Source organism: Streptomyces sp. NPDC021093 (genome assembly GCF_044333135.1).
Classification (GTDB): Bacteria; Actinomycetota; Actinomycetes; order Streptomycetales; family Streptomycetaceae; genus Streptomyces.
Genome location: NZ_JBIRQJ010000005.1, coordinates 174,195 through 199,621, shown reverse-complemented (window position 1 = coordinate 199,621; position 25,427 = coordinate 174,195). Strand labels below are relative to the sequence as shown.

Here is a 25,427-nt window from a genome sequence, read left to right as displayed (position 1 = left end):
CGGGCGAGTGCGGCGCCTCAGACCCGGGTCACCGACGAGACCGGCATCATGCCCACCGGGTCGTAGCGCACCGGGGCCCCCGGGTAGGGCGCGTGCACGACCTGCCCGTTGCCCATGTACATCCCGATGTGGCTGGCGTCGTCGCGGTAGGCGACGAGGTCGCCCGGCTGCGCCTGGTCGAGCGAGACCTGCTGGCCGGCGTACCGCTGGGCCTGCGAGGTGCGCGGCAGGGAGACGCCTGCCTGGCTGTACGACCACTGCATCAGGCCCGAACAGTCGAATCCCGAAGGGCCGTTGGCGCCCCAGACGTACGGCTTCCCGACGGCGTTGCGGGCGGCCAGGACTGCGGCGGCGGCACGCGACGACGAGGGCATGATGCCGGACATGTCTGGCATCGTGTCGCGTCCGCTGCGGTTCGCGCGGTCGAACTCGGCGCGCTCGGGGGCGGGCAGCGCCTGGAGCATCCGGCGGGCCTCGGCGAGCTTGTGCTCGACGGTGCGCTTGTGGCGCGAGACGACGGCCCGGCTGCGGTCCAGCTCGGCCAGCTTGTGGGAGGCCTCGGCGCGCTCCTGGTCGAGCCGGCGCTGGGCCTCGGTGAGTTCGTGCAGCTTGCCCGCGTTGCGGGCGCTGATGCGGTCGAGGGCGGCGGCCTTGTCGAGGTAGCCGTCCGGGTTCTCGGACAGCAGCAGCGACACCGACGGGTCCATGCCGCCCGACCGGTACTGGGCTCCGGCCAGCTGACCGAGCACGCCGCGCATCCGGTTGATGCGCTCCTGGCCGCGGGCGGTGCGGTCGCGGGCCCTGCCGACGTCCTTGCGGAGCGTGTCGGCGCGCTCGCTGGCCTGGTTGAACTGCTCGGTGGCCTTCTCGGCCTGCGCGAAGAGCCGGTCGACGGTGGCCTGGGTGGCCGTGGTCGCGCCTGCGCCCACCGGGTCGGCATGGGCCTGGCCGGCCCCGAGAGCCGCCGCCGCGGTCGCGGCCGCGGCGGACAGGACGGTGACCCGGGTGCTCTGTGTGAGCCCGGACTGCGAGGGACGACGGTGTGACGCCACAGGAAGCCGCACTCCTTCCACTGCTGGGTGGCAGCGCCCTGCCGCCCGGGCGGGCGGACTCCTCGACGGTCACTGCGCTGGCAGACAGTAGCGGGACCGTCACACGGCGGCCAAAGACCCGGGCGCCCGCGAAAGGGCCCGGGACAGCACGAAGCCCCGCCGGTGACCAGGTCATCGGCGGGGCGGGCAGTCAGCACGGCGGATCACAATTCGCCCGAACGGGCGGTGTGTTCGGCCTCGGACTCCGGGTATCGCGGGCGCGTCGCGAGCGGCACCCGGGTGCCGGGGATGCGTCGGACTCAGCCTCCGACGCGCACTCCGAACTGGAACGGGCCGAGGTACTTCATGTCCTCGACGCGCACGTTGGCGCCCGGCTTCGGGGCGTGCAGCGACATGCCGTTGCCCGCGTAGAAGCCCACGTGCTGGAGGTTGTTGAAGAAGACCAGGTCGCCGGGGCGCAGTTCGCTCCGGTCGTAGATCTTCCGGCCCGCGCTCTCCTGGCTGTACGTGCTGCCGCCCACCGTCACGTTGATCTGCTGGAACGCCCAGTAGACCAGCCCGGAGCAGTCGAACGCGTTGGGGCCCTTGTTGCCCCAGTCGTACGGCGCGCCTATCTTCGTCCTGGCCTGGGCCATGGCGGCGGCACCCACGCCGGAGCCGGCCGCGACCTCGCCGCCGCCGAAGTCGGCGCGCTCGTCCGCGTCACGGCTGGCGCGCTCTTCTTCCTTCTTCTCCATGGCGGCCCGCTCGGCGGCGGTCAGCGTGTTGTACAGCTTCTGCGCCTCGGCGAGCTTGCCCTGGATCGTCTGCTTCTTCTCGCCGAGCTCCTTGCGCACGGCGGAGAGGTCGGCGAGCTTGCCCGACGCCTCCTCGCGCTGCTGGGCGAGGGTGCGCTGCTTCGCCTGGATCTTGCGGAGCGACTCGGCCTGCTTGCCGCTCAGCTGGTCCATCGCCGCGGCGCGGTCCAGGAACTGGTCCGGCTCGGAGGAGAAGAAGAGCTGGAACGACGGGTCGATGCCACCGGACCGGTACTGGGCGGTGGCCAGCGAACCGAGACCCTTGCGCATCTCGTTGAGTTCGCCCTGGCCGCGGGCCGCCGAGTCCTGGAGGTTCTTGACCTGCTTCTCCAGGGTCCCCTGCTTCTCCTTCGCCGCGTTGTACTTCTCGGTTGCGCCCTCCGCCTCCTCGTGGAGCGCGTCGACCTTCGCCTTGACTTCCTTCTTGTCCGGCTTGGGCGCGGCGTTGGCCGCCTGGGAGGACATGACCACGGCTGCGGCGGCGGTCACGGTGAGCGCGGTCACCCGGAAGCGGCTCGGCTGCTTGGGTCGACGGTGGGACGCCACGGAGGCGAGCTCCTTCTTCCTCAGCCGCCGACCGGCGTGGTTGGCGGTGACCCTCACTGATACTCCGGATGAGTGATCAACCGCGCGAAGGTTCGAGCCCAGACCTTAGTGACCTTCTTGTGATCAGTTCAAATCCTCACAGGAAAAATCTCGCCCTCGCAGCACATTCATCGCTCGCGCCACACGCTGTGTCATGGGGAGTTGACAGAAAGCCAGCATGGGATCGCTTCAATTCGGGCAACAAGCACAGAAGTTGGGCATCACACCCCACTCCCTCTAAACGCGCGAAAGCCTCTTCAGCAGCATCGCCGAAGCGACCGGCCTGGCGCCGGACTTCGCGACCCCGTCCGCGACTTCGCGGTCCGTGGAGACCACGATCATCGGCCGCCCGGTCGGCTCCGCCCGTACCAGCTGACGGATCAGCTCGTCGGCCGTCACGCCCGCCTTGCTGAACAGCACCCGCACCCCGCGCGGCGGCGCGAGCAGCACCGGAGCGGCCAGTTCCGCGCCGTCGAAGACACAGGTGACCTCGGCGCCGGTCGCGGCGGCCAGCATGGAGAGCCCGCCGAGCAGCCGCAGCCGCTGCTTCTCCAGCGGCATCGTCGGATAGCCGGTCTTGGTCACGTTGTAGCCGTCGACCACCAGATGCGCCTGCGGCAGCGCGAGCAGCTGGTCCAGAACGGCCGGATCCGTGTCCGAAAGGGCCCTGGCCGCGATGTCCTTGGGCGACATCCGCCCCGGCTCGACCGCGTCCACGGTGTCCGCGGGACGCCCGCTGGAAGGCGGCAGGGCAAGCTCGCGACGCAGCCCCTGGGCGGCCTCAAGGACCGTGTCCAGGAGGAGCCGCAGCCGCATGTCCTCGACGCTGCGCCCCTCCCGTACGGCACGGCGCCCGGCCTCGGCGGACGCCTCGGCCTCCCCCAGTCTGGCCCGCAGCCGCCGCGTCTCCGCCTCGGCCGCGGCGACCTGGGCGGCCGCCTCGCTGCGGATGCCGTCGATCTCGGCCTGGTTCTTGCGGAGCGCCGCCTCGCCGCGCTTGACGTCACTGAGGGCGCCGCGCAGCTTGCGCTGGGCGGCGTCGGACTCCCTGCGGGCGGTTTCGAGTTCGGTGCGCAGCCGGTCGGTCTCCGCCCTCGTGCGCTCCCGGGCGTCGGCCAGCTCGGCGCGCAGCTGCTCCAGTTCCTGCTGGGCGGCCTCGTCGGCGCGCTCGGCGTCGGCGCGCTGCGCCTCCTCGCCCGCGGCGGCCACCAGCTTGACCCAGCCGACCGGGCGCAGGACGTACGCAGCCGCCGCGACGTCGACGGGGTCGGCGGCGGCAGGCGGCGACCCGGCCTCCAGCGCACTCGCCAGCTCGGGCTGCGCCTCGCGCAGCCGTTCGCCGATGCGCTGCCGGAAGACCGGGTCGCTCTCCAGCGCCGCCGCCATCGCGTTGCCCGCGAACTTGGCGCGTCTGGTGGGGGTGAATCGGGCGTACTGCCGCAATTGGGCCGGGAGTTCCGCGACGCTGAGGCCGCCGAAGGCGTCCGAGACCAGCGTCACGACCCGTCGTCGCACACCCTCCGGCAACGGGCGGTCGAGCACCTCTGCGGCGTCGTCGGCCGGGCCGGCCGGCTCAGCGCCGCTTGCAGGCTCCACGATCCGTCACCCCACTACCTTCCATACCCTCACGGGTACTGCCCTGCCGGGCACCGGTACTCCCAGGGTTACCTAGGAGACGGCGTCCGGCCTGTCCACCAATTCGATCTGGTCCACCGCGTTGCACCAGCGGCAGCGCACGGACTCGATGGTCTCACTGACCACCTCGCGTTCCTCGACCTTCGACTCCCCGGCCAGGTCGAGGTGGACGTACTCGACGACCTTCGACGAGCGGGTCACGTCGAACCGGGTGAGGTTTCCGCAGAGGGTGCAGCGCCACCGGGTACCGGCAGTCGGCAGGGGAACCGTCGTCGTCATGCGTACCGTCCTCTTCTCAAGTGTCGTCACGCGTCTGCACGCGTGCCGTCGTACGTCGTTGCCGCGGTGCGCCGTCGAACTGCGGATACCCTGCGCGCAACCCTACGGCCTTACCGGTACCCCGCGCGGAGGGCGGCCGACCCTTGAGATCGGCGGGGCAGCCCGGAAGGGCCCGGACGTTGCGTCATGCTCGAACCCATGATCAAGGTCACGGCCAAGGCCGCCGGAACGGCTCGGAACGTCGCCGCCCGCTGGCAGGACCTCGCGCACGCCCCCGTCGTGACCTACGCCCTGATCGGCGTGTGCTGTGTGGTCTTCCTCCTCGGCCCGGCCTCCGGCTTCAACCCCTCGTACGGCACCGGCGACGCCCTCGCCGCGGCCCAGAGCACGTACTTCGAACGCTGGGGCGTCGTCCCCGACGAGCTGGTGCGGGCCACCCCGCACTCCCTCGCCACCCCGTTCACCGCCCTCTTCGTGCACGGCAACTGGCTGCACCTGCTGGGCAACGTGCTCTTCCTGTACGTCTTCGGCGCGATGACCGAGGAGCGCATGGGCCGCACCGCCTTCGCCCTCTTCTACGTCGTCACCGGCTACTTCGCCCTGACCGTGTACGCCCTGGTGCACGCGTCCTCCGACGAGACGCTGGTCGGGGCGTCGGGGGCGATCTCCGCCGTACTCGGCGCGTTCCTGCGCCTGTTCCCCCGCGCCCGGGTCACCAGCCTCTTCCCCTTCCTCCTCTTCCTCCCGCTGCGCTTCCCCGCCTGGATCGTGCTGATCTTCTGGTTCGTGCTCCAGTGGCTGGCCGCGCAGGGACTGGGCACCGGGGCGGGGGTGGCCTATCTCGCGCACGTGGTGGGCTTCGCCGTCGGCTTCCTCTACGCGTGGGCGCGCTATCGGCGTACGTCTGCGCGTGGTCGCCGTACGACTAGAGTGAAGAGCTCAGCAGTACCACCGGCCACCGAGGGAGAAAGCCAGCCGTGATCACCGCGATCGTGCTCATCAAGACCAGCGTGGACCGGATCCCCGAGATCGCCGAGTCGATCGCCGCGCTGGACAGCGTCAGCGAGGTCTTCTCCGTCACCGGTACGTACGACCTGATCGCCATGGTGCGCGTCGGACGGCACGACGACCTGGCGGACATCATCCCCGGCTCCATCAGCAAGATCCCGGGCGTCGAGGGCACGGACACGCACGTCGCGTTCCGTACGTACTCGCAGCACGACCTGGAGGCCGCGTTCGCGATCGGCCTCGACGGCTGACGCCTCTGCCCCGTACCGACCGACGCCTCCGTCCCGTACATGAAGGGTTCTTCATCCGGCCCTCATGTGCGGGAGGCCCGGCGGCTGCCAGGCTCGGACCATGGCCTTCTCCCACCGCTTGGCGACCCTCGCCGCCGTCGTCGCGATACCGCTGGGCATCGCGGCGACGAGCTACGCACTGACCGACGCCCCCCAGGCACCGAAGGTGCCGCCCAAGGTCGAGCTGACCACGGGGCCCGCGGCCACCCCGCGCCCGTCCTCCCCCTCTCCCGCCGCGCCCTCCGGCACACCGTCGCACTCCCCCGTGGGGGACGCCGTCGTACCGGGGCCGTCGGCGACCGGGGACGACGACGATGACCTCGACGACAGGGGCGAGCGTCCCGGTGACGACGGCAACTGAACCCGGCCGCGGCGGGGCGGCCGGCCCCGGCAGCGGCGGGCTCCGCGTCTCCGCGCGCGTACGCATCCTGCTGTGGCTGCTGCTGGTGATGGCGGTGGCGCTGGGCGCCGTCGCGACGACCACCCGGTCCATACTGCTGCGCGACGTGGACGGACGGATCAGCCAGCTGCTCACCCAGGAGACGCGGGAGTTCGCGAACTTCGTGGCGCAGGGCGTCGATCCGGAGACGGGCGGACCCTTCACGGACACCGAGCAGCTGCTCAAGGTCTTCCTGCAGCGCCAGTACTCCGACCCGGACGAGGAGCTCCTCGGACTCACCCGCGTTCCAGGACCCCGCCCGCGCGTCCTGCGCCAGCCCCGCGACTTCCCGCCGGGCACCGCGCTGCACCAGGACTCGGCGTCCCTGACCGAGATCTTCGCCTCCGGCGCCGCCTCGGGGACGCTGGAGCGCGCCGACGGGGAGATCGCCTGGGCGAAGGTGCCGATCTCGGTCGGCAGGGGCGGCCCCACCGAGGGCGCCTTCGTGGTCGCCTTCCACACCGGGCGCGAACGGGCCGTCGCCGACGTGGTGTTCCGTACCCTCCTCGCCATCTCCGGGGTGGCGCTGCTGATGACGACCGGCATCGGCTGGGCGGTCGCGGGCCGGATACTCGCTCCGGTCCGCCTGGTCCGTACGACGGCCGCGCAGCTCACCGAGCAGGACCTCACCCGGCGCATCCCGGTGCAGGGCCGCGACGACATCGCGGCCCTGGCGGAGACCTTCAACGGGATGCTGGACCGGCTGGAGCGGGCGTTCGCCGCGCAGCGCGAGTTCGTCGACGACGCGGGCCACGAGCTGCGCACCCCCATCACGATCGTGCGAGGGCACCTGGAGCTGATGGGCGACGACCCGGCGGAGCGCGAGGAGACGGTCCGCCTGGTCACCGAGGAGCTCGACCGGATGAGCCGCATCGTCGAGGACCTGCTGCTGCTCGCGAAGGCGGAGCGCCCCGACTTCGTCGCACCGGAGCCGGTGCAGGTCGCGGAGCTGACGGCGGACGTGTTCGTGAAGGCGCGGGCGCTGGGCGAGCGGGACTGGACACTGGCCGAAGTGGCCGACAGGGAAGCCCTGTTGGACCCGCAGCGGATCACCCAGGCCATGGTGCAGCTCGCGCAGAACGCGGTGCAGCACACGGCGCGGGGCAGCCGGATCAGCGTCGGCTCGCGCGAGAAGGTCCTGCCCGGTGGCGGTGCGCGGATCGAGTTGTACGTCGCGGACAGCGGGCCGGGGGTGCAGCCGCAGGACGCGGCGGTGATCTTCGACCGGTTCCGGCGCGGCACGGCCAGGCGCGGCACCCGGGCGACCGGGGCGGGCCTGGGCCTGTCCATCGTCAAGGCGATCGCCGAAGGACATCAGGGCCGGGCGGAACTGCGGCCGACGGAGGGCGGGGGCGCGACCTTCGCCCTCGTACTGGACCCCGTGGCCGCTTCGGCCCCCGTACCGGAAGGGACATCGAACGCCTCATGAACCGCATCCTCATCGTCGAGGACGAGGAACGCATCGCGTCCTTCGTCGAGAAGGGCCTGCGCGCCAACGGCTTCACGACGACGGTCGCCGCCGACGGCGACACGGCGTACGACTACGCCTGTACGGGCGGCTTCGACCTGGTCCTGCTGGACATCGGGCTGCCCGGCCGGGACGGGTTCACCGTGCTGCGGGAGATGCGGGAGGCGCAGGTGACGGCCCCCGTCATCGTACTGACGGCACGGGACTCGGTACGGGACACGGTCGCCGGTCTCGAAGGCGGCGCCGACGACTGGATGACCAAGCCCTTCCGCTTCGAGGAACTCCTGGCCAGGGTGCGGCTGCGGCTGCGCACGGCGGCACGCGTGCCGGAGGTGACGGTGCTGCGGAGCGGGGCCCTCTCGCTGGACCTGCGGACGCGGCGGGCACGGGCGGCCGACCGGACGGTGGACCTGACGGCCCGTGAATTCGTCCTGCTCGAACTCTTCCTGCGCCACCCGGGCCAGGTCCTGTCACGGGAACAGATCCTGTCCCATGTGTGGGGGTACGACTTCGACCCAGGCTCGAACATCGTGGACGTGTACGTCCGCGCCCTACGAAAGAAGCTGGGGGCGGAGCGGGTGGAGACGGTACGGGGAATGGGCTACCGACTGCCGTAGCACCTAGCCCTCTTGGGCAGCGGGGCCGCCCCCCGGGGGCGGAACGGGTGGGCAAGGGGGCGGCCCCCACCGCGGCACGCCCCTCCGCGACCGCCCGCCTACACCCCCGCCCAGCCCCCCGCCCCCACATGAAGTCCCCTTCATCGCCCCCTCACCGCCCCCTCACCCACCCTCACGAGACTCGGTCCCGTGACCCCGACAACCAGTCCGCCCTCGACTCGGCCCCACCGCGCCCCCTCCGTCCACCACTACGCCACCCTCCTCCTCACCCTCACCCTCTGCGTCCCCCTCGCCCTCCCCTCCCTCACCCCCTCGCTCTCCGCCAACGCCCGCATCACCCTCCTCGTCTTCGTCCTCGCCACCGCCGCCTGGATCGCCACCCCCGTCGACGACACGTACATCGCGCTCGGCGCCGGGCTCGCGCTCACCGTCACCGGGGTGATCGGCAGCGAGACCCTCTTCGGGACGCTCGGCAACGAGACCGTCTGGCTGCTGATCTGCGCGTTCGTACTGGCCGCCGCCGTCACCCGCACCGGTCTCGCAGGGCGTGCCGCCGCGTTCCTGGTCGGCGGGGCGCGTTCGGTGCGTCAGCTCGTGCACCTCAGCACCGCCGCTCTCGTCGTCACCGCCTTCGCCGTGCCCGCGACGTCGGGGCGGGCCGCGCTCGCCCTGCCCGTGTTCCTGGCCCTCGCCAAGGCCCTGGCCGACCGCCGCCGTGTCGTCGTCATGCTGGCGCTGCTCTTCCCGACGGTGATCCTGCTCTCCGCCGTGGCCACCCTGATCGGCGCGGGCGCGCACCTGATCACCGTGTCGGTGCTCTGGGAGGCGACCGGCGAGCGCATCGGGTTCACCCAGTGGCTGCTCCTCGGGCTGCCGCTGGCCGTCGTCTCGTCCCACCTCGCCGCCGAGGCCGTGCTCCTCCTCACCACCCGCCGCGAGGACCGCCGCATCCCCGCGGCGATCACCCCTGCGCAGATACAGCAGCACAGCGACCGCCCCGTCACCGGCCCCCTCACGCCGTCCGAGGCCCGCTGTGCCGCCCTGCTCGGAACCGTCGTCCTCCTGTGGTGCAGCGAGCCCCTGCACCAGGTCCCGCCCGCCGTCGTCGCGTTGATCGGCGCGGTCGTCGCCGCCTCCCCCGCGCTCGGCACCGTACGCCTCAAAGAGGCGCTGACGACCGTCCCGTGGTCGCTGCTCCTCTTCATGGCGGCGACGATGGCGATGGGGGTGGCCCTCTCCCAGTCGGGCGCCGCCCACTGGCTGATGTCGAACCTCCCGCTGGCCGGCTTCCCGCCCTGGGCGTTCCTGACCGCGGTCGTCGTCGTCAGCACCGCCGCGCACCTGATGCTCCAGTCCCGCTCGGCACGCTCCAGCGTCCTCGTCCCGCTGGTGGTCGCGGCGGCCGTCACCGCCGGGGTGAACCCGGTGGCCGCCGCCCTCGCCTCCACGGCCGCCGCCGGTTTCTGTCACACCCTCCCGGCCTCGGCGAAGCCCGTCACGCTCTTCGCCGACATCCCGGGCACACCGACCTACACCCCGCGCGACCTGCTGAGACTCTCCGCCGTACTGGCCCCGCTGACCGCCGCGACGGTGCTGCTGTTCGCGCTCGTCGTCTGGCCGCTGCTCGGCGTGCCCGTCCTGCTCCCCACCCGCTGAACCCTGGAGTTCCCGTGCCGGTACGTCATGTCACCATCGCCCCCAGCGGCTTCAAGGAGTCCCTGTCCGCCGAGGCCGCCGCCGAAGCCATCGCCGCCGGAGTGCGCAAGGTGCTCCCGCACGCCGCACTCGACCTGATCCCCCTGGTCGACGGCGGTGAGGGCACCGCCCGTACCCTCGCCGCCGCCACCCCCGGCGGACGCCTCGTCGCCCTGCCCGCAACCGGCCCGACGGGCGAGCAGGTCGGCACCCACTTCGCACTCCTCGACAACGCCACCGCCGTGGTCGAAATGGCCGCCGTGGCGGGGCTCTCCCTGGTGCCGCGCTCCCTGCGCGACCCCGGCGCCACCACCACGTTCGGCGTCGGAGAGCTCGTCCGCGCCGCCCTCGACCACGGCGCGCGCCGCGTCCTCGTCGGCTGCGGCGACTCCGGTACGTCGGACGGGGGCGCCGGCGCACTCCAGGCCCTGGGCGCACGCCTCCTCGACAGCAGGGGCGAGGAACTCCCGTACGGTGGAAGCGCGTTGAGCCGCCTCCACCGCATCGACGCCACCGGCCTCGACCCCCGCCTGGCCGTCACCGAACTCCTGGTGGCCTGCAACCCGCACAACATCCTGTGCGGCCCGCACGGCGTCGCCCGCGTCTTCGGCCCGCAGAAGGGAGCCACCCCGCCGCAGATCGAGGCGCTCTCCACGGGCCTGGAACACTGGGCGTACGTCCTGGAGCGCGACCTCGCCACGACCGCCGACCTGCGCCACGGCCCCGGCACCGGCGCTTCCGGCGGCCTCGGAGCGGGCCTCGCCGCACTCGGCGCCCGGCTCCTGCCCCGCTTCGACGTACTCCTGGACCACCTCGACCTGGACGCCCGCCTCGCCCGCGCCGACCTGGTCATCACCGCCGAGGGTGCCCTCGACCACCAGACCCCGCGCGGCAAGGTGCCTGCCGAAGTGGCGCGCAGGTCACGGGAGTTGGGGCGTCCGGTCCTGGTCCTGGCGGGCACCATCGGCGAGGGCGCGCACGAGATCAGGGCGGTCGGCGCGGACGCGTACAGCGCGATCCTGCCCGCACCCGTGTCGCTGACCGAGGCCCTCGGCCGGGGCGGCGAGTTCCTCACCGACGCGACCGAGCGGGCCCTGCGGATGATCCAGCTGGGCGCGCGCACCGCCCGCCGACGAGAACGACTCCCTCAGACCGCCGGGACGCAACGCCCGTCCTCGGTGCGGTAGTTCCACTGCGCACCGTTCTCGACGAGCTCCTTGACCGCCCGTACGAAACGCTCCACGTGCTCGTCCGGCGTGCCCGCTCCGAAGCTGACCCGGATGGCGTTCAGGGAGCGCTCGCCCGGCTCGGCCTCCGGCGCGCCGCACTCGCCCGGGTCCTGCGGGTCGCTGCCGAGCAGCGTACGGACCAGCGGGTGGGCGCAGAACAGGCCGTCCCGCACGCCGATCCCGTACTCGGCGGAGAGCGCGGCGGCGAAGTGCGAGCTGTTCCAGCCGTCCACCACGAACGAGATGACGCCGACCCGGGGCGCGTCGTCGCCGAACAGCGACAGCACCTTCACCGCACCGACCTCGGCGAGCCCCTCGCGCACCTTGCGCACCAGCGCCTGCTCGCGCTCGACCAGCGAGTCGAACCCGGCCTCGGTGAGCGCCTTGCAGGCGGAGGCGATCGAGTAGACGCCGATGACGTTCGGCGAACCGGCCTCGTGGCGAGCGGCGGTGGTGTGCCACTCGACGTCCACGCCGCCGTCCGTACGCCGTGCGACCTTCTTCGACGCCCCGCCGCCTGCCAGGTACGGCTCGGCCGCCTGCAGCCAGTCGGCCCGGCCCGCGAGGACTCCTGAGCCGAACGGCGCGTACAGCTTGTGCCCGGAGAAGGCGACCCAGTCGACGTCCAACTCCCTTACGGAGACCGGGTGGTGGGGCGCCAGCTGCGCCGCGTCGAGCACGATCCGCGCACCGTGGGCGTGGGCGGCCGCCGCCAGCTCCTTCACCGGCCAGATCTCACCGGTGACGTTCGACGCGCCCGTCACGCAGACCAGCGCCGGGCCAGTGGGGCCTCCCCTGCTCGAACGAAGCTGAGAGCTTGGGGAAGGGTCGCGGTCGGCGAGTGCCCGCTCCAGCGTCTCGACGGCCTGCGCCGGGGTCCGCGGCGCGTTCAGGTACGTCACCTTGGCGTCCTGCCAGGGCAGCAGCGACGCGTGGTGCTCGGTCTCGAAGACGAACACCTGGCAGTCGGCGGGCAGTACGGCCGACAGCAGGTTCAGCGAGTCGGTCGTCGAACGGGTGAAGACCACCTGGTCGCCGTCGCGGCAGTCGAGGAACTCGGCGACCGTCGCCCGGCTGTTCTCGAAGAGGTCCGTGGAGAGCTGCGACAGGTACCCGGCACCGCGGTGCACACTGCCGTAGTACGGGGCGTACGCGGCGACGTCGTCCCACACCCGCTGCAGGGCCGGCGCGCTGGCGGCGTAGTCGAGGGCCGCGTAGCCGACCTCGCCGCCGGTGACGAGCGGCACGGCCACGTCCCGGCCGAGGACGGGCAGCGGCGCGGCGCAGCAGGGGTCGGCGGACTCGGCGACGGAAGCGGCAGTGCCGGAGACGGCGGTGGCGGAAGCGGTGGTGGCGCTGGCGACGGGCGATGCGGGCATGACGAAACTCCTGGGCAGGACAAGGCGGAATGGCTTCAGAAGGCCCGCGGGTACGACGGCTCAACGGCCGTGCACCGTACGGGAGTTGCCTCAACGCGCGGCCGTCGCAGACGACGGCCGTACGGAGGTGAAGGTGGAACGGGGCCGAAGGCCCTATCGCATTCGCTTGCTCACGAGACTGCTCCCTTGAGGACCAGGACCCCAGGGGCGCGCCACTCCGAAAAGAGTGCGCAGGGGTCCGCGCTTGCCGTAGACCTCGCTGCCTACGACCTGGTCTTCACCCGGGGCACCCCGCCACGGACGGAGGGTTGCCGGACAGCGGGCCGGGGCCGTAGTCGCTGTCACTCATGACCTGTGCAGCATCCTGCCACACGATCAACAACGCGCAAGAGCGCAGTCCGAATTCTGGACTGCGCTCTGCGTCACACCCACGTGCCTGCCGGGCACACACACGCGTACCCGCCGGACACACACACGCGTATCCGCCGGACACATACGCGCGCGTACCCGGCCGGAGGTGTCAGGCGTTGCTGGCCGCCACCCACCGCTCCAGCGCCCGCTGCGCGCCCCCGGAGTCGAGGGACTCGCGGGCCCGCTCGATGCCGGCCGCGATCTCCTCGTTCAGCGAGCCGCCGCCCGGGTTCAGGGCGACCAGCGCCGCCGCCGTGTTGAGCAGCACCGCGTCCCGCACCGGGCCCTTCTCCCCCGCCAGGAGCCTGCGCGCGACGTCCGCGTTGTACGAGGCGTCCGCACCGCGCAGCGCCTCCACGGGGACGAGCTCCAGGCCCACGTCGCGCGGGTCGAAGGCCTGCTCCCGGACGGTCCCGTCCCGGACGATCCAGACCCGCGAGGTCGCGGTGGTGGTCAGCTCGTCGAGGCCGTCGTCGCCGCGGAAGACGAGCGCGGAGTTCCCCCGCTCGGCGAGCACGCCGGCCACGATCGGGGCCATCCGGGCGTCGGCCACGCCGACCGCCTGGGCGCGCACCTGGGCCGGGTTGGTGAGCGGGCCCAGGATGTTGAAGGTGGTCTGCGCGCCGAGCTCCTTGCGGGCCTTGGCCGCGTACCGCAGCGCGGGGTGGAACTTCACGGCGAAGCAGAAGGTGATGCCCGCCTCCTCGGCGACCTCCACCACCCGGCGCGGCGTCAGGTCCAGATTGACGCCGAGCTTCTCCAGCACGTCGGAGGAGCCGCTCGCCGACGACGAGGCCCGGTTGCCGTGCTTGACGACCTTGGCGCCCGTGCCGGCGATGACGACGGCCGACATGGTGGAGATGTTGACGGTCTTGGCGAGGTCGCCGCCCGTGCCGACGATGTCGACGCTGGGGCCCGGCACCTCGATGGTGCGGGCGTGCGTGTACATCGCCCGTACCAGTCCGGTGACTTCCTCGACCGTCTCGCCCTTGGCGCGCAGCGCGACCGCGAATCCGGCGATCTGCGCGTCGGTGGCCTCGCCGGTCATGATGCGGTCCATCGCCCAGGCCGTGTCGTCCACACCGAGGTTCTCGCCGCGCAGCAGGAGGTTCAGGATGCCCGGCCAGCTGCGGGCCGCCACGCTGTCGCCGCCAACTGGGGTCACAACGTTCATGGTCCGCTCCAGGAGTCCATGTGCCACTGAGGGCAGCCGGTAAGGGATGGGAACACCCTATCCAGCCCCGCGGACGGCGAAGAGCCCCGTCCGGGGTACGGACGGGGCTCTTGCCGTGGCGAACAGTACGGTTCGGTCAGAACCGGTTCAGGTGATCAGTGGTGGCCGTGGCCGCTGGTGATCTCCTTGTACTCCTCGGCGGTGGGCTTGGCGATCTGGTTGCCCTCGCCGTACATGCCCTTGCTGAGCTTGGCGCGCAGCTTCTGGGTGGCGCCCACCTTGCGCTCGACGCCGTTCTCGTCCACCTCGGGACCGATCTCGGCCGGCGCGTACTGCTCGTGCGCCGTGAGCGTGTGCAGCTGGTTCTGGTTGAGGGGCTCGTGCACCTCGATGAACTCGCCGTGCGGCAGCCGCTTGATGATGCCGGATTCACGCCCGTGCAGCACCTTCTCGGCGTCCCTGCGCTGGAGACCCAGGCAGATCCGCTTGGTGATGATGAACGCGAGGACCGGACCGACGAAGAAGCCGATGCGCACGAACCAGCTGATCGAGTTGAGCGACAGGTGGAAGTGCGTGGCCCACAGGTCGTTTCCACCGCCGACGAGGCCGATGAAGTACACCGTGATCCAGGCGACGCCGAACCCGGTGCGGGTCGGGCTGTTGCGCGGACGCTGCGCGATGTGGTGCTCGCGCTTGTCCCCGGTGACCCAGGACTCCAGGAACGGCCACACCGCGATGGCGGCGAGGATCAGACCGAAGAGCGTCAGCGGGATGAACACGCCCAGGACCAGTGTGTGGCCCCAGAGGTTGATCTCCCAGCCCGGCATGACACGCACCAGACCCTCGGCGAAGCCCATGTACCAGTCGGGCTGGGCGCCGGTGGACACCTGGTCCGGACGGTACGGGCCGAGCGCCCAGACCGGGTTGATCGTGAACGCCGCCGCGATGACCGCGATGACGCCGAAGACCAGGAAGAAGAAGCCTCCGGCCTTGGCCATGTAGACCGGCAGCAGCGGCATGCCGACGACGTTCTTGTTCGTCCGGCCGGGGCCCGCGAACTGGGTGTGCTTGTGGTAGAAGACCAGGATCAGGTGAGCCACCATCAGGCCGAGCATGATGCCCGGCAACAACAGGATGTGGACCGAGTAGAACCTGGCGACCATGTCGTGGCCAGGGAACTCTCCGCCGAACAGGAACATCGAGATGTACGTGCCGACGACCGGCACGGACAGGATCGCGCCCTGCGTGAAGCGGACACCGGTGCCCGACAGCAGGTCGTCCGGGAGCGAGTAACCGGTGAAGCCGGTGAACATGCCCAGGACGAACAGCAGGAAGCCGAACAGCCAGTTGACCTCGCGCGGCTTGCGGAAGGCACCCGTGAAGAAGACGCGCATCATGTGCACGAACATCGCCGCGAGGAAGATCAGCGCGCCCCAGTGGTGGATCTGCCGGATCAGCAGACCGCCACGGACGTCGAAGCTGATGTCCAGCGTCGACGCGTAGGCCTCCGTCATGCGGATGCCGTGCATCGGGGCGTACGACCCGTGGTACACGATCTCGTTCATGGACGGGTGGAAGAACAGCGTCAGATACACACCCGTGAGGATGATGATGATGAAGCTGTACATGCAGATCTCGCCGAGCATGAAGGACCAGTGGTCCGGGAAGATCTTGCGCATGTTGGACTTGGCGAGGGAGTAGATCCCCAGCCGTCCGTCCGCCCAGTCGGCGACCCGCTCACCGGCGGGCGCCTTCTGCTGCGGCTTGGCATCGGTTGTCGTCGCAGTACTCATCCGCGCTCCCAGAACGAAGGACCGACGGGCTCTTCGAAGTCGCCCAGCGCTTCGAGGTAACCCTCGTCATTCACGCCGATCCGCAGCTGCGGCAGGGCGTGACCGGCCGGGCCGAAGATGACACGGGCGCCGTCGGAGAGGTCGAAGGTGGACTGGTGGCACGGGCAGAGCACGTGGTGCGTCTGCTGCTCGTACAGGCTGATCGGGCAACCCACGTGGGTGCAGATCTTCGAGTACGCGACGATGCCCTCGTGCGCCCACTCGCGCTGCTGCTTGTCCTTGATCTCGTCCGGCTGGATGCGGACGATCATCAGGGCGGCCTTGGCGATCTCGGTGTTGAACTCGTGGTCGCTCTCCTTCAGGCCTTCCGGCATGGCGAAGGTGAGCGAACCCACGACGACGTCCTCGGCGCGCAGCGGCTCCATCGTGTTCTGGTTGATGAGCAGCTTGCCCTTCGCCCAGAGCGTCTCGCGGAGCTTCTTCTCCGGCAGCGGACCGAGGTCGCGCAGCAGGACGACGCCGGACAGCGGCACCAGGGCCAGTGCGCCGAACATCGTGGTGCGGATCAGCTTGCGACGGCCGATCGCGGACTCCTGGGCGCCGGCCTTGAAGTCGGCCATGACCTTGGCCTTGACCTCGGGCTCGGCCGCGATCGGGTGGCGCTCGTCGGCCACCTCGACGTCGGACATCAGGGTGCGGGCCCAGTGGACCGCGCCCGCGCCGATGCAGAAGAGTGCGATGCCGAGCGTCAGGCCGAGCGAGAGGTTCAGCGCGCTCACGTGGCCCAGCGGCCAGACGTACACGATCTTGTCGATCGGGAACGCCACGAAGGAGGCGATGAAGGCCACCGTGGCCAGCATGGACAGCGTGAACAGGAACGCGACCACACGCTCGGACCGCTTGGCCGCGCGCTCGTCGATGTCCTGGATACGCGGCTTGTGCGCGGGCAGGCCCGGGTCCGCGAACGGATCGTCCTGGCGCGCTACCTCACCGTGCGCGTCGCCCTGCTCAGCAGGCAGGGCCTCTTCTGGATTCTCTTGGCTACTCATGACTTCTTGGCCTTAGCGGTGTGGGCCGCGACCCAGACGGCAACTGCGATGAGCGCACCCAGACCGAAGATCCAGGCGAACAGACCCTCACTGACCGGGCCGAGATTGCCCAGTCCGAAGCCGCCGGGGCTCGGGGTCTCTTCGCCGTTCACGGCCTTGACGTACGCGATGATGTCCTTCTTCTCCTTCTCCGGCATGGTGCTGTCCGGGAAGGAGGGCATGTTCTGCGGGCCGGTCTGCATGGCCTCGTAGAGGTGCTTCGGCGAGACGTCCGTCAGAGGCGGAGCGAACTTGCCGTGCGTCAGGGCGCCACCCTCACCAGTGAAGTTGTGGCACTGCGCGCAGTTGGTGCGGAACAGTTCGCCACCCTTGCCGACGTCTGCGCCGTCGGGGTTGGTCTGGCTTTCGGTCGGCGTGATCGGGCCGGCGCCGAGGGAGGCCACGTACGCGGCGAGCTGATCGATCTGCGCCTGCGTGTAGATGACCTTCTTCTTCGGCACCTGCGCGCCGGGCTGCTGCGCCGGCATGCGGCCGGTGCCGACCTGGAAGTCCACAGCGGCGGAGCCCACGCCCACGAGGGAGGGACCGTCGGTGGTGCCCTGACCGCCGGTTCCGTGGCAGCTTGCGCAGCCAACGGCGTAGAGCTTCTTGCCCTCCTCAATGGCGAGGGACTGGGAGGTGTCGTCGGCCTGCGCCTTGCCCGCGGGCGCAAGCGCGGCGTACAGCCCCCCAGTGGCCGCCAGCGCGAGGAGTAGGACGACGACCGCCGCCAGCGGATGGCGTCGTCGTGCGGAGAGCTTTTTCACGGATTACCCCGGTGTCAGGATCTTCTGCGTCGATGCGGGAAGTGTTTCGGGCCCGGGCCCAGCTTGGTGCGCCCGGATTACTTGATCATGTAGATCGTGGCGAACAGGCCGATCCAGACGACATCGACGAAGTGCCAGTAATAGGACACGACGATGGCGGCTGTCGCCTGCTCGTGGGTGAACCTCTTGGCGGCGTACGTCCGGCCGAGGACCAGCAGGAAGGCGATGAGACCGCCTGTCACGTGCAGTCCGTGGAAGCCGGTCGTCAGGTAGAACACCGAGCCGTAAGCGTCCGACGAGAGCGAGAGGCCCTCGTGCTTGACCAGCTCGGTGTACTCGTACACCTGGCCGCCGATGAAGATCGCACCCATCACGAACGTGATGATGAACCACGTCCTGAGCTTCTTCACATCGCCCCGCTCGGCGGCAAAGACGCCGAGCTGACAGGTGAGGGAGGAGAGCACCAGGATCGAGGTATTGGTCAGCGAGAACGGAAAGTTCAAGGCCGAGGCCTTTTCCGCCCAGAACTCGGGACCCGTCACCGATCGCAGGGTGAAGTACATCGCGAAGAGGGCCGCGAAGAACATCAGCTCGGAACTCAACCAGATGATGGTTCCGACGCTGGTGAGGTTCGGCCGATTGACCGACGGGTGCGCGTGCCCGGTATCTACTGTCGTTGCTGTCGCCACGACCGACATTATGTCGGTCGCTTATCCCGCCCTCACCCCGGGGGGTGCCGTTCGGAGTGTCAAGAGGGTGTGTCCTGCCCGAACGGCCCATCGAAGGACCGTACGAACCGGTGTGGACGAGGGGTGCGACGGAGTAGCATCCGCGCATCGGAACCGGCCCGGCCGGCCGCCTGTAGAGCCCTGAAAACCCCGAAATCCCCGAGATCACAGCGCAGATCACCGCGCAACCGGACGTCACGGAGGAACCATGCAGCAGCCGACCGCAACGGTGCTGGTCTACAGCGACGACGCCAACACCCGCGAGCAGGTGCGCCTCGCGGCCGGTCGCAGGCCGGCCGCCGACGTACCGCCGGTCGAGTTCCTGGAGTGCGCCACGCTGCCGGCCGTCCTGAAGGCGCTGGAGGCGGGCGGCATCGACGTGTGCGTGCTGGACGGCGAGTCCGTCCCGGCCGGCGGCATGGGCGTCTGCCGGCAGATCAAGGACGAGGTCTTCGACTGCCCGCCCGTACTGCTCCTGATGGGGCGTCCGCAGGACGCCTGGCTGGCCACCTGGAGCCGTGCGGAGGCGGCGGTGACGCTCCCCGTCGAGCCGGTCGGGTTCGCCGCCGCCCTGGCGGGCCTGCTGCGCGACCGCCTCGCGGGCACCGCCAAGCCGGTCAGGGCCTGACCGGTCGGTGCCTGAACTGCGCCCGCAGCGGCCCTGACCGCGCCCACAGGGGCCCGAACTCCCGCCGTACGGCCCCGAGGTCACCCGCCGTCTCCCCGCTCCCCCCTGGCCCCGCTCAGACCTGCGGGCGCAGGCGGGGGGCGTAGACGCGGTCGCGCTGCTCCTCGGTGGAGGCGAGCAGGGCGCTGCCCTTGCGCCACTTCTTCCAGGGGATGTTCCAGTCCCCGAAGCCGTTGCCGAAGGGGTCCATCTCCTCGCCCCAGCTGCCGACGACCTTGACGATGTCGCCCTCGGTGACGGTCTCGTAGAACCAGGCGGCGTTGCCGGTGGACATGCCCGTGCAGCCGTGGCTGACGTTGGCGTAGCCCTGGGAGCCGACGGACCAGGGCGCGGCGTGCACGTACTCGCCGCTCCAGGTGACCCGGGTCGCGTAGTAGACCGGCAGGTCGTAGGAGTCGCTGGTGCCGGTCGGGATCCCGATGCTGGTGCCGCGCATCCGTACGAAGTACTCCTTGCCCAGTACGACCTTGACGCCGTTGCGGGTGGAGTAGCCGGGCTTGCCCGTGGTCACCGGAATGGTGTTGATCACTTCGCCGTTGCGCTTGACCGTCATGTAGTGCGACGAGGCGTCGGTGACGGCCTCGATCCTGTCGCCGATGTTGATCCGCAGGGGCGCCGACGCGGCCCCGTACAGGTCCTTGGCGACCTTGATGCCCTCCAGGTTGCTGTACGCCCTGACGGTGGCCCTGACGGGCCAGTAGGAACGCGGGCGGTAGTGCAGGAGGTTGTCCTCCACCCAGTACCAGGCGCCCTCGACCGCGGGCTTCGAGTCGACCTTGAGGGCGCGCTCGACGACCGCCCTGGCGCGCGGGTCCTTGACCTTCTCGCTGAGTTCGGCGGTGAGGGGCTGTCCGACGCCGTACTTGCCCGCGTCGGGGCCGAAGGTGACCTTCAGCTTCTTCTTGCCGGGGGCGGTCTGGAAGCTGAGCCTGCGCACGCCGGGGGCGCCCTCCAGGTCCTCGGTGCTGACCCGGACCGTGTACTGGGCCCCTGCGGCCAGCGGAGCGGTGGAGTGCCAGCGGGACCCGTCGGCGGAGAGTTCGCCCGCCACCTGGCGTCCTGCGGCGTCCGCGGCGGTGACGTCGGTGATCCGGCCCTCGTTGCCGGTCGCCGTCACCTCAAGAGGCTTCTCCGGGTCGGCGTCGGTACTGCCCGGCGTCCCGTTGAAGGAGATCTGCCGCGCCGCGTCGTACGGCGTCGAGGAGAGCGGACTGCCCTGGGGTTCGCCGCATGCGGTCAGCCCCGCCCCGAGGGAGGCGATCAGCAGGGTGCAGCTCAGGACCGTCCGGGTGCGGGGTGCGTGGCTCATGATCACACGATATGAATCATCGTCAGTTCGGGCGCGTTGGCAGGCCCCAAGTGACTGCAAACGAATGAGGGGCCCGTACACCTGGACGTATCCAGGTGTACGGGCCCCTCGAAGAGGTACCGCCGGAAGGGCGGCCTCCGCCGTGCCTTACTGCGTGCGGTTCTCACCGCGGTAGAACTCGAAGACCCAGCCGAACAGCCCGATCAGGATCAGCGGCAGCGAGAAGAACAGCAGCCACCAGCCGATCGCGATCGCCAGGAAGGCGAACGCGCCGCCGATGCCCAGCGCGAGCGGCTGCCAGCTGTGCGGGGCGAAGAAGCCCAGCTCGCCGGCCTCGTCCGCGACGTCGGCCTGCTTGTTGTCCTGGGCCATGGCGTCGGCCCGCTTGGCCGTGAAGGCCAGGTAGAAGCCGATCATCAGGCTCAGCCCGAAGGCCAGGACGAGCGCCGTGGTGCCCGCGGGCTCCTTCGACCACACGCCGTACACGCCGGCCATGATCAGGATGAAAACGCTCAGCCAGATGAACAGCCAGCCTTGAATCTTCACTTGCCCGTCTCCTTCGCGCTGAGGGCGAGCGACTCGATGCCGTTGTCCCGGTGGTTCTCCAGCTGGTCGATCGCGGAGATCTCCGGGTGGTGCAGGTCGAACGCCGGGGATTCCGACCGGATGCGCGGCAGCGTGAGGAAGTTGTGCCGCGGCGGCGGGCAGGAGGTGGCCCACTCAAGAGAGCGGCCGTAGCCCCAGGGGTCGTCGACCTCGATCTTCTTGCCGTACTTCGCGGTCTTCCACACGTTGTAGAAGAACGGGAGCATCGACAGACCCAGCAGGAAGGAGCTGATGGTCGAGATCGTGTTCAGCGCGGTGAAGCCGTCGGCGTCGAGGTAGTCCGCGTAACGACGCGCCATGCCCTCGGCCCCGAGCCAGTGCTGCACCAGGAACGTGCCGTGGAAGCCCACGAACAGCGTCCAGAAGGTGATCTTGCCGAGCCGCTCGTCCAGCATCTTGCCGGTGAACTTCGGCCACCAGAAGTGGAATCCGGAGAACATCGCGAAGACCACGGTGCCGAAGATGACGTAGTGGAAGTGCGCGACGACGAAGTACGAGTCGGAGACGTGGAAGTCCATCGGGGGCGAGGCCAGGATGACGCCGGTCAGACCACCGAAGGTGAAGGTGATCAGGAAGCCGACGGCCCAGAGCATCGGTGTCTCGAAGGACAGTGAGCCCTTCCACATCGTGCCGATCCAGTTGAAGAACTTCACACCTGTCGGCACTGCGATGAGGAACGTCATGAAGGAGAAGAACGGCAACAGCACGCCGCCCGTCACATACATGTGGTGGGCCCAGACGGTGACCGAAAGACCGGCGATCGCGATGGTCGCGGCGATCAGACCGATGTAGCCGAACATCGGCTTGCGGCTGAAGACCGGGATCACTTCGGAAATGATTCCGAAGAATGGCAGAGCAATGATGTACACCTCTGGATGGCCGAAGAACCAGAAGAGGTGTTGCCATAGAATCGCGCCGCCATTGGCCGCGTCGAAGATATGCGCACCGAATTTACGGTCCGCCTCCAGGGCGAACAGCGCGGCGGCCAGCACCGGGAAGGCGAGCAGGACCAGCACACCGGTCAGCAGCACGTTCCAGGTGAAGATCGGCATGCGGAACATCGTCATGCCGGGCGCGCGCATGCAGATGATCGTGGTGATGAAGTTGACCGAACCGAGGATCGTGCCGAAGCCGGAGAAGGCCAGACCCATGATCCACATATCGGCGCCGACACCCGGCGAGCGGACCGCGTCCGACAGCGGGGAGTAGGCGAACCAGCCGAAGTCGGCCGCACCCTGCGGGGTGAGGAAGCCGGCCACCGCGATGATCGAGCCGAAGAGGTACAGCCAGTACGCGAACATGTTCAGCCGCGGGAACGCCACGTCGGGCGCACCGATCTGCAGCGGCATGATCCAGTTGGCGAATCCGGCGAACAGCGGCGTCGCGAACATCAGCAGCATGATCGTGCCGTGCATCGTGAACGCCTGGTTGAACTGCTCGTTCGACATGATCTGCGTGCCGGGACGAGCGAGCTCGGCGCGCATGAAGAGCGCCATCAGTCCGCCGACGATGAAGAACACGAACGACGTGATGAGGTACATCGAGCCGATGGTCTTGTGGTCAGTGGTGGTGAGCCACTTGATCACAATGTTTCCCGGCTCCTTGCGCCGTACCGGCAGCTCGTTCTCGTACGAGTCGACTGCTGCCGCGGCACCCTTGGGTTCGTTGAGGATGCTCACAGTTTGTTCGTCTCCGCATTCCGGGCCGGGTCGGTCAGCTCAATGCCGGCCGGGATGTAGCCGGTCTGGCCCTTCTCCTTCAGGTCCTTGAGGTGCTGCTTGTACTCCTCAGGAGAGACGACCTTGACGTTGAAGAGCATCCGGGAGTGGTCCACGCCGCAGAGTTCCGCGCACTTGCCCATGAAGACGCCCTCCTTGTTGGGCGTCACCTCGAAGGCGTTGGTGTGGCCCGGGATGACGTCCTGCTTCATGAGGAACGGCACCACCCAGAAGGAGTGGATCGTCTCGCGCGAGGTGAGCACGAACCGGACCCGCTCGCCCTTGGGCAGCCACAGCGTGGGGCCGGGGTTGCCGGTGTCGGGGCTACGGGTGCCGGGGATGCCGTACTCGTAGACGCCGTCGGCGCCGTCCGGGAACTGCTTCGTGTACTTGTCCGGGATCGCGCCGAGTTCCTTGGGAACGCCGGTCTTCAGCTTGGTCTTGGGGTCGGTCTTCAGACCGGTGGACTTGTTGTCGTCCACGTCCTCGACGTAGTTGAAGCCCCAGCTCCACTGATAGCCGACCACATTGATCGTGTGGGTCGGCTTCTCGACGAGATGCAGGAGCTTCGATTCGTCACGGGCGGTGAAGTAGAACAGCACCGAGACGATGATGAGCGGGGCGACCGTGTACAACGCCTCGATGGGCATGTTGTAACGAGTCTGCGGAGGTACCTCGACCTTGGTGCGGCTGCGCCTGTGGAAGATGACACTCCACAGGATCAGGCCCCACACCAGCACGCCCGTGACGAGCGCTGCCGCCCACGAGCCCTGCCAGAGGGAGAGGATCCGCGGCGCCTCTTCCGTTACCGGGGTGGGCATCCCCAGACGGGGGAAGTCCTCCCATGTGTACGAGCAACCAGAGGCGGTCGCCAGGACCACGCCCGCGGTCAGCACCTGGAGCAGCTTCCGCCGCATCGGGCGCCGCGACGAGCGGTCGGAGCCGTTGGGACTCACGTAGCGCCTTCCCGAGAGTCTCGCCCGCGCGTGTAGTTGGCTGCGGCCGTCTTAACTCGGTCGGTCGCCGGCCCTGACGCGGGCAGGGGTTTGGATGTTTATGCGGACCAAACCCTACTGGACGCTATTTGGGGTCGCGCGGGGAGGGTGCCCAACGCGCCGCGCCCCACCCCGAAGGGGTGGTCCCGCCGCGGCCCACCGGTGCGCGGCGGACGGAACCCCTGCCTCCGCCCGGGATCTGACGACCCCTCCCCCGATGGCGGTACGGGGCCGGGCGCGGGCGGCGGCTAGCGTGGCCGGGTGCCCTACTTCGACGCCGCTTCCGCCGCCCCCCTGCACCCCGTTGCCCGCCAGGCGCTGCTTGCCTCGCTGGACGAGGGCTGGGCCGATCCGGCCCGCCTGTACCGGGAGGGGCGGCGGGCCGCCCTGCTCCTGGACGCCGCGCGGGAGGCCGCGGCCGAGGCCGTCGGGTGCCGCCCCGACGAGCTCGTTTTCACCCCTTCGGGAACGCACGCCGTGCACGCGGGAATTGCCGGAACCCTCGCGGCGCGTCGGCGTGTCGGCCGCCACCTGGTCACCTCCGCGGTCGAGCACTCGTCCGTACTCCATTCGGCGGCGGCCCATGTGGCGGACGGCGGGTCGGCGAGCGAGGTGAGGGTGGGGCGCGACGGGGCGGTCGACGTCGCCGATTTCGTGCGCGAGGTGGGCACGGACACGGCGCTGGCCTGTCTGCAGTCGGCCAACCACGAGGTCGGCACGGTCCAGCCGGTGGCGGAAGTCGCACAGCAGTGCCGGGAGGTGGGTGTGCCGCTGCTGGTGGACGCGGCGCAGTCGCTGGGGTGGGAGCAGGTCCGGGGGCCGTGGTCGCTGCTCACCGCGAGTGCGCACAAGTGGGGCGGTCCTGCCGGGGTCGGGCTGCTGGTGGTGCGCAAGGGGGTCAGGTACGCGCCGCAGGGGGTGGGCGACGAGCGGGAGGCCGGGCGCTCGCCCGGCTTCGTGAACCTGCCCGCGATCGTGGCCGCCGCGGCCTCGCTGCGGGCGGTGCGGGCGGAGGCCGCTGAGGAGGGCGAGCGGCTGCGGGGGCTGGTGGAGCGGATCCGGGTGCGGGTGCCGGAGCTGGTGGAGGACGTGGAGGTGGTGGGCGACGCGGTGCGGAGGCTGCCGCACCTGGTGACCTTCTCGTGCCTGTACGTGGACGGGGAGAGCCTGTTGCACGCGCTGGACGGGGCCGGGTTCTCGGTGTCGTCGGGGTCCTCCTGCACGAGCAGCACCCTGACGCCGAGCCATGTGCTGCGGGCGATGGGGGTGTTGTCGGAGGGGAACGTACGGGTCTCGCTGCCGTGGGGGACGGCGGCGTCGGACGTGGAGAAGTTCCTGGAGGTGCTGCCGGGGGCGGTGAGAGGGGTGCGGGAGTCGCTGGGGGTCTCGACCGTGGCCCCTGCCGTCAAGGGCTCGGCGACCCTCACCGTGGACGCGCTCGGCAAGCGGTGTCCGATCCCGGTGATCGAGCTGGCGAAGGTCATCGGGGACGTGCCGGTGGGGGGCACGGTGACGGTGCTGTCCGACGACGCGGCGGCCCGGCTGGACATCCCGGCCTGGTGCGGGATGCGGGGGCAGGAGTACGTGGGCGAGGAGTCGCGGGAACGGGGCGTGGCATACGTGGTGCGCCGCCTGAGCTAGCCGGGCGGGACGGGTGGGCAAGGGGGCGGCCCCCAC

At 70.1% G+C, this 25,427-nt stretch carries 23 protein-coding genes and 1 riboswitch; of the genes, 9 read left to right on the top strand and 14 right to left on the bottom strand.

Going from position 1 to position 25,427, the window contains the following annotated elements:
- Positions 1 to 17: 17 nt before the first annotated feature.
- The 4 genes from ACH4SP_RS16960 to ACH4SP_RS16945 form a co-directional block, all read right to left on the bottom strand.
- Positions 18 to 1,052 carry an NlpC/P60 family protein gene (locus ACH4SP_RS16960; protein WP_398415485.1) on the bottom strand — a complete coding sequence of 345 codons (1,035 nt, stop codon included), beginning with the start codon at positions 1,050 to 1,052 and terminating at the stop codon, positions 18 to 20.
- 299 nt (positions 1,053 to 1,351) lie between these two features.
- The gene (locus ACH4SP_RS16955) at positions 1,352 to 2,395 is read right to left on the bottom strand and encodes an NlpC/P60 family protein (protein ID WP_398415483.1); all 1,044 of its coding nucleotides are present in this window, start codon (positions 2,393 to 2,395) and stop codon (positions 1,352 to 1,354) included.
- 276 nt (positions 2,396 to 2,671) lie between these two features.
- The gene (locus ACH4SP_RS16950; protein ID WP_398416288.1) at positions 2,672 to 4,033 is read right to left on the bottom strand and encodes an NYN domain-containing protein; all 1,362 of its coding nucleotides are present in this window, start codon (positions 4,031 to 4,033) and stop codon (positions 2,672 to 2,674) included.
- Between the two features lie 69 nt (positions 4,034 to 4,102).
- Positions 4,103 to 4,348, bottom strand: coding sequence for a hypothetical protein (locus tag ACH4SP_RS16945; RefSeq protein WP_362422100.1), 246 nt, complete (start codon positions 4,346 to 4,348; stop codon positions 4,103 to 4,105).
- Between the two features lie 279 nt (positions 4,349 to 4,627).
- On the opposite strand from ACH4SP_RS16945, the gene ACH4SP_RS16940 reads away from it, so the two are divergent.
- The 7 genes from ACH4SP_RS16940 to ACH4SP_RS16910 all read left to right on the top strand — a co-directional run bounded on the left by ACH4SP_RS16940 (position 4,628) and on the right by ACH4SP_RS16910 (position 11,052).
- Positions 4,628 to 5,329 (top strand): rhomboid family intramembrane serine protease, encoded by a 702-nt coding sequence (locus tag ACH4SP_RS16940; RefSeq protein WP_398416286.1) that lies wholly within the window; start codon positions 4,628 to 4,630, stop codon positions 5,327 to 5,329.
- On the top strand, positions 5,326 to 5,607 hold the full coding sequence (locus ACH4SP_RS16935) for an Lrp/AsnC family transcriptional regulator (protein WP_189821770.1): 282 nt from the start codon (positions 5,326 to 5,328) through the stop codon (positions 5,605 to 5,607). The genes ACH4SP_RS16940 and ACH4SP_RS16935 overlap by 4 nt, the downstream gene beginning before the upstream one ends.
- Before the next feature lie 100 nt (positions 5,608 to 5,707).
- A complete protein-coding gene (locus tag ACH4SP_RS16930; protein ID WP_398415478.1) occupies positions 5,708 to 6,007 on the top strand; it encodes a small hydrophilic protein in 300 nt (99 codons plus the stop codon).
- Positions 5,961 to 7,514, top strand: a complete 1,554-nt coding sequence (locus ACH4SP_RS16925; RefSeq protein ID WP_398415476.1) for an ATP-binding protein — start codon at positions 5,961 to 5,963, stop codon at positions 7,512 to 7,514. The genes ACH4SP_RS16930 and ACH4SP_RS16925 overlap by 47 nt, the downstream gene beginning before the upstream one ends.
- Positions 7,511 to 8,170 carry a response regulator transcription factor gene (locus tag ACH4SP_RS16920; protein ID WP_398415474.1) on the top strand — a complete coding sequence of 220 codons (660 nt, stop codon included), beginning with the start codon at positions 7,511 to 7,513 and terminating at the stop codon, positions 8,168 to 8,170. The genes ACH4SP_RS16925 and ACH4SP_RS16920 overlap by 4 nt, the downstream gene beginning before the upstream one ends.
- Positions 8,171 to 8,359: 189 nt before the next feature.
- The gene (locus ACH4SP_RS16915) at positions 8,360 to 9,826 is read left to right on the top strand and encodes an SLC13 family permease (RefSeq protein WP_398415472.1); all 1,467 of its coding nucleotides are present in this window, start codon (positions 8,360 to 8,362) and stop codon (positions 9,824 to 9,826) included.
- A gap of 14 nt (positions 9,827 to 9,840) precedes the next feature.
- Entirely contained in the window at positions 9,841 to 11,052 is a 1,212-nt protein-coding gene (locus ACH4SP_RS16910; protein WP_398415470.1) for a glycerate kinase, read from the top strand.
- Here ACH4SP_RS16910 and ACH4SP_RS16905 read toward each other — a convergent pair.
- From ACH4SP_RS16905 to ACH4SP_RS16880, 6 genes are all read right to left on the bottom strand, one after another.
- On the bottom strand, positions 11,013 to 12,473 hold the full coding sequence (locus ACH4SP_RS16905; RefSeq protein ID WP_398415469.1) for an aminotransferase class V-fold PLP-dependent enzyme: 1,461 nt from the start codon (positions 12,471 to 12,473) through the stop codon (positions 11,013 to 11,015). The genes ACH4SP_RS16910 and ACH4SP_RS16905 overlap by 40 nt on opposite strands.
- 235 nt (positions 12,474 to 12,708) lie before the next feature.
- Positions 12,709 to 12,826: riboswitch (SAM riboswitch) on the bottom strand.
- 167 nt (positions 12,827 to 12,993) lie between these two features.
- Positions 12,994 to 14,058 carry an anthranilate phosphoribosyltransferase gene (gene trpD, locus ACH4SP_RS16900; protein ID WP_398415467.1) on the bottom strand — a complete coding sequence of 355 codons (1,065 nt, stop codon included), beginning with the start codon at positions 14,056 to 14,058 and terminating at the stop codon, positions 12,994 to 12,996.
- Between the two features lie 155 nt (positions 14,059 to 14,213).
- Complete coding sequence (locus ACH4SP_RS16895; RefSeq protein WP_398415465.1) at positions 14,214 to 15,851, bottom strand: cytochrome bc complex cytochrome b subunit; 1,638 nt, start codon at positions 15,849 to 15,851, stop codon at positions 14,214 to 14,216.
- Positions 15,848 to 16,900, bottom strand: a complete 1,053-nt coding sequence (locus tag ACH4SP_RS16890) for a Rieske 2Fe-2S domain-containing protein (protein ID WP_398415463.1) — start codon at positions 16,898 to 16,900, stop codon at positions 15,848 to 15,850. The genes ACH4SP_RS16895 and ACH4SP_RS16890 overlap by 4 nt, the downstream gene beginning before the upstream one ends.
- On the bottom strand, positions 16,897 to 17,706 hold the full coding sequence (locus tag ACH4SP_RS16885) for a c-type cytochrome (RefSeq protein WP_398415461.1): 810 nt from the start codon (positions 17,704 to 17,706) through the stop codon (positions 16,897 to 16,899). Before ACH4SP_RS16885 ends, ACH4SP_RS16890 begins: the two co-directional genes overlap by 4 nt.
- Before the next feature lie 77 nt (positions 17,707 to 17,783).
- Positions 17,784 to 18,404, bottom strand: coding sequence for a heme-copper oxidase subunit III (locus ACH4SP_RS16880; protein ID WP_398415460.1), 621 nt, complete (start codon positions 18,402 to 18,404; stop codon positions 17,784 to 17,786).
- 238 nt (positions 18,405 to 18,642) lie between these two features.
- On the opposite strand from ACH4SP_RS16880, the gene ACH4SP_RS16875 reads away from it, so the two are divergent.
- Complete coding sequence (locus tag ACH4SP_RS16875; RefSeq protein WP_398415458.1) at positions 18,643 to 19,062, top strand: hypothetical protein; 420 nt, start codon at positions 18,643 to 18,645, stop codon at positions 19,060 to 19,062.
- A 115-nt stretch (positions 19,063 to 19,177) separates the two neighbouring features.
- Here the strand turns inward: ACH4SP_RS16875 and ACH4SP_RS16870 are convergent, their stop codons facing one another.
- The 4 genes from ACH4SP_RS16870 to coxB form a co-directional block, all read right to left on the bottom strand.
- Positions 19,178 to 20,431 (bottom strand): Ig-like domain-containing protein, encoded by a 1,254-nt coding sequence (locus ACH4SP_RS16870; protein WP_398415457.1) that lies wholly within the window; start codon positions 20,429 to 20,431, stop codon positions 19,178 to 19,180.
- Between the two features lie 147 nt (positions 20,432 to 20,578).
- A complete protein-coding gene (locus tag ACH4SP_RS16865) occupies positions 20,579 to 20,977 on the bottom strand; it encodes a cytochrome c oxidase subunit 4 (protein ID WP_398415455.1) in 399 nt (132 codons plus the stop codon).
- The gene (gene ctaD / locus ACH4SP_RS16860) at positions 20,974 to 22,716 is read right to left on the bottom strand and encodes a cytochrome c oxidase subunit I (protein WP_398415453.1); all 1,743 of its coding nucleotides are present in this window, start codon (positions 22,714 to 22,716) and stop codon (positions 20,974 to 20,976) included. The genes ACH4SP_RS16865 and ctaD overlap by 4 nt, the downstream gene beginning before the upstream one ends.
- Positions 22,713 to 23,711: a cytochrome c oxidase subunit II gene (gene coxB, locus ACH4SP_RS16855; RefSeq protein WP_398415451.1), complete on the bottom strand. Its 999-nt coding sequence runs from the start codon at positions 23,709 to 23,711 to the stop codon at positions 22,713 to 22,715. The genes ctaD and coxB overlap by 4 nt, the downstream gene beginning before the upstream one ends.
- A gap of 300 nt (positions 23,712 to 24,011) precedes the next feature.
- On the opposite strand from coxB, the gene ACH4SP_RS16850 reads away from it, so the two are divergent.
- Positions 24,012 to 25,391 carry a cysteine desulfurase/sulfurtransferase TusA family protein gene (locus tag ACH4SP_RS16850; protein WP_398415449.1) on the top strand — a complete coding sequence of 460 codons (1,380 nt, stop codon included), beginning with the start codon at positions 24,012 to 24,014 and terminating at the stop codon, positions 25,389 to 25,391.
- Positions 25,392 to 25,427: the final 36 nt, after the last annotated feature.

What these genes read in the sequence shown, in the direction of transcription:
- trpD (WP_398415467.1), bottom strand. Translation starts at nt 14,058, where the DNA reads ATGAACGTTGTGACCCCAGTTGGCGGCGACAGCGTGGCGGCCCGCAGC.
- ACH4SP_RS16870 (WP_398415457.1), bottom strand. Translation starts at nt 20,431, where the DNA reads ATGAGCCACGCACCCCGCACCCGGACGGTCCTGAGCTGCACCCTGCTG.
- ACH4SP_RS16890 (WP_398415463.1), bottom strand. Translation starts at nt 16,900, where the DNA reads ATGAGTAGCCAAGAGAATCCAGAAGAGGCCCTGCCTGCTGAGCAGGGC.
- ACH4SP_RS16895 (WP_398415465.1), bottom strand. Translation starts at nt 15,851, where the DNA reads ATGAGTACTGCGACGACAACCGATGCCAAGCCGCAGCAGAAGGCGCCC.
- ACH4SP_RS16945 (WP_362422100.1), bottom strand. Translation starts at nt 4,348, where the DNA reads ATGACGACGACGGTTCCCCTGCCGACTGCCGGTACCCGGTGGCGCTGC.
- ACH4SP_RS16920 (WP_398415474.1), top strand. Translation starts at nt 7,511, where the DNA reads ATGAACCGCATCCTCATCGTCGAGGACGAGGAACGCATCGCGTCCTTC.
- ACH4SP_RS16930 (WP_398415478.1), top strand. Translation starts at nt 5,708, where the DNA reads ATGGCCTTCTCCCACCGCTTGGCGACCCTCGCCGCCGTCGTCGCGATA.
- ACH4SP_RS16925 (WP_398415476.1), top strand. Translation starts at nt 5,961, where the DNA reads ATGACCTCGACGACAGGGGCGAGCGTCCCGGTGACGACGGCAACTGAA.
- ACH4SP_RS16905 (WP_398415469.1), bottom strand. Translation starts at nt 12,473, where the DNA reads ATGCCCGCATCGCCCGTCGCCAGCGCCACCACCGCTTCCGCCACCGCC.
- ACH4SP_RS16880 (WP_398415460.1), bottom strand. Translation starts at nt 18,404, where the DNA reads ATGTCGGTCGTGGCGACAGCAACGACAGTAGATACCGGGCACGCGCAC.
- ACH4SP_RS16875 (WP_398415458.1), top strand. Translation starts at nt 18,643, where the DNA reads ATGCAGCAGCCGACCGCAACGGTGCTGGTCTACAGCGACGACGCCAAC.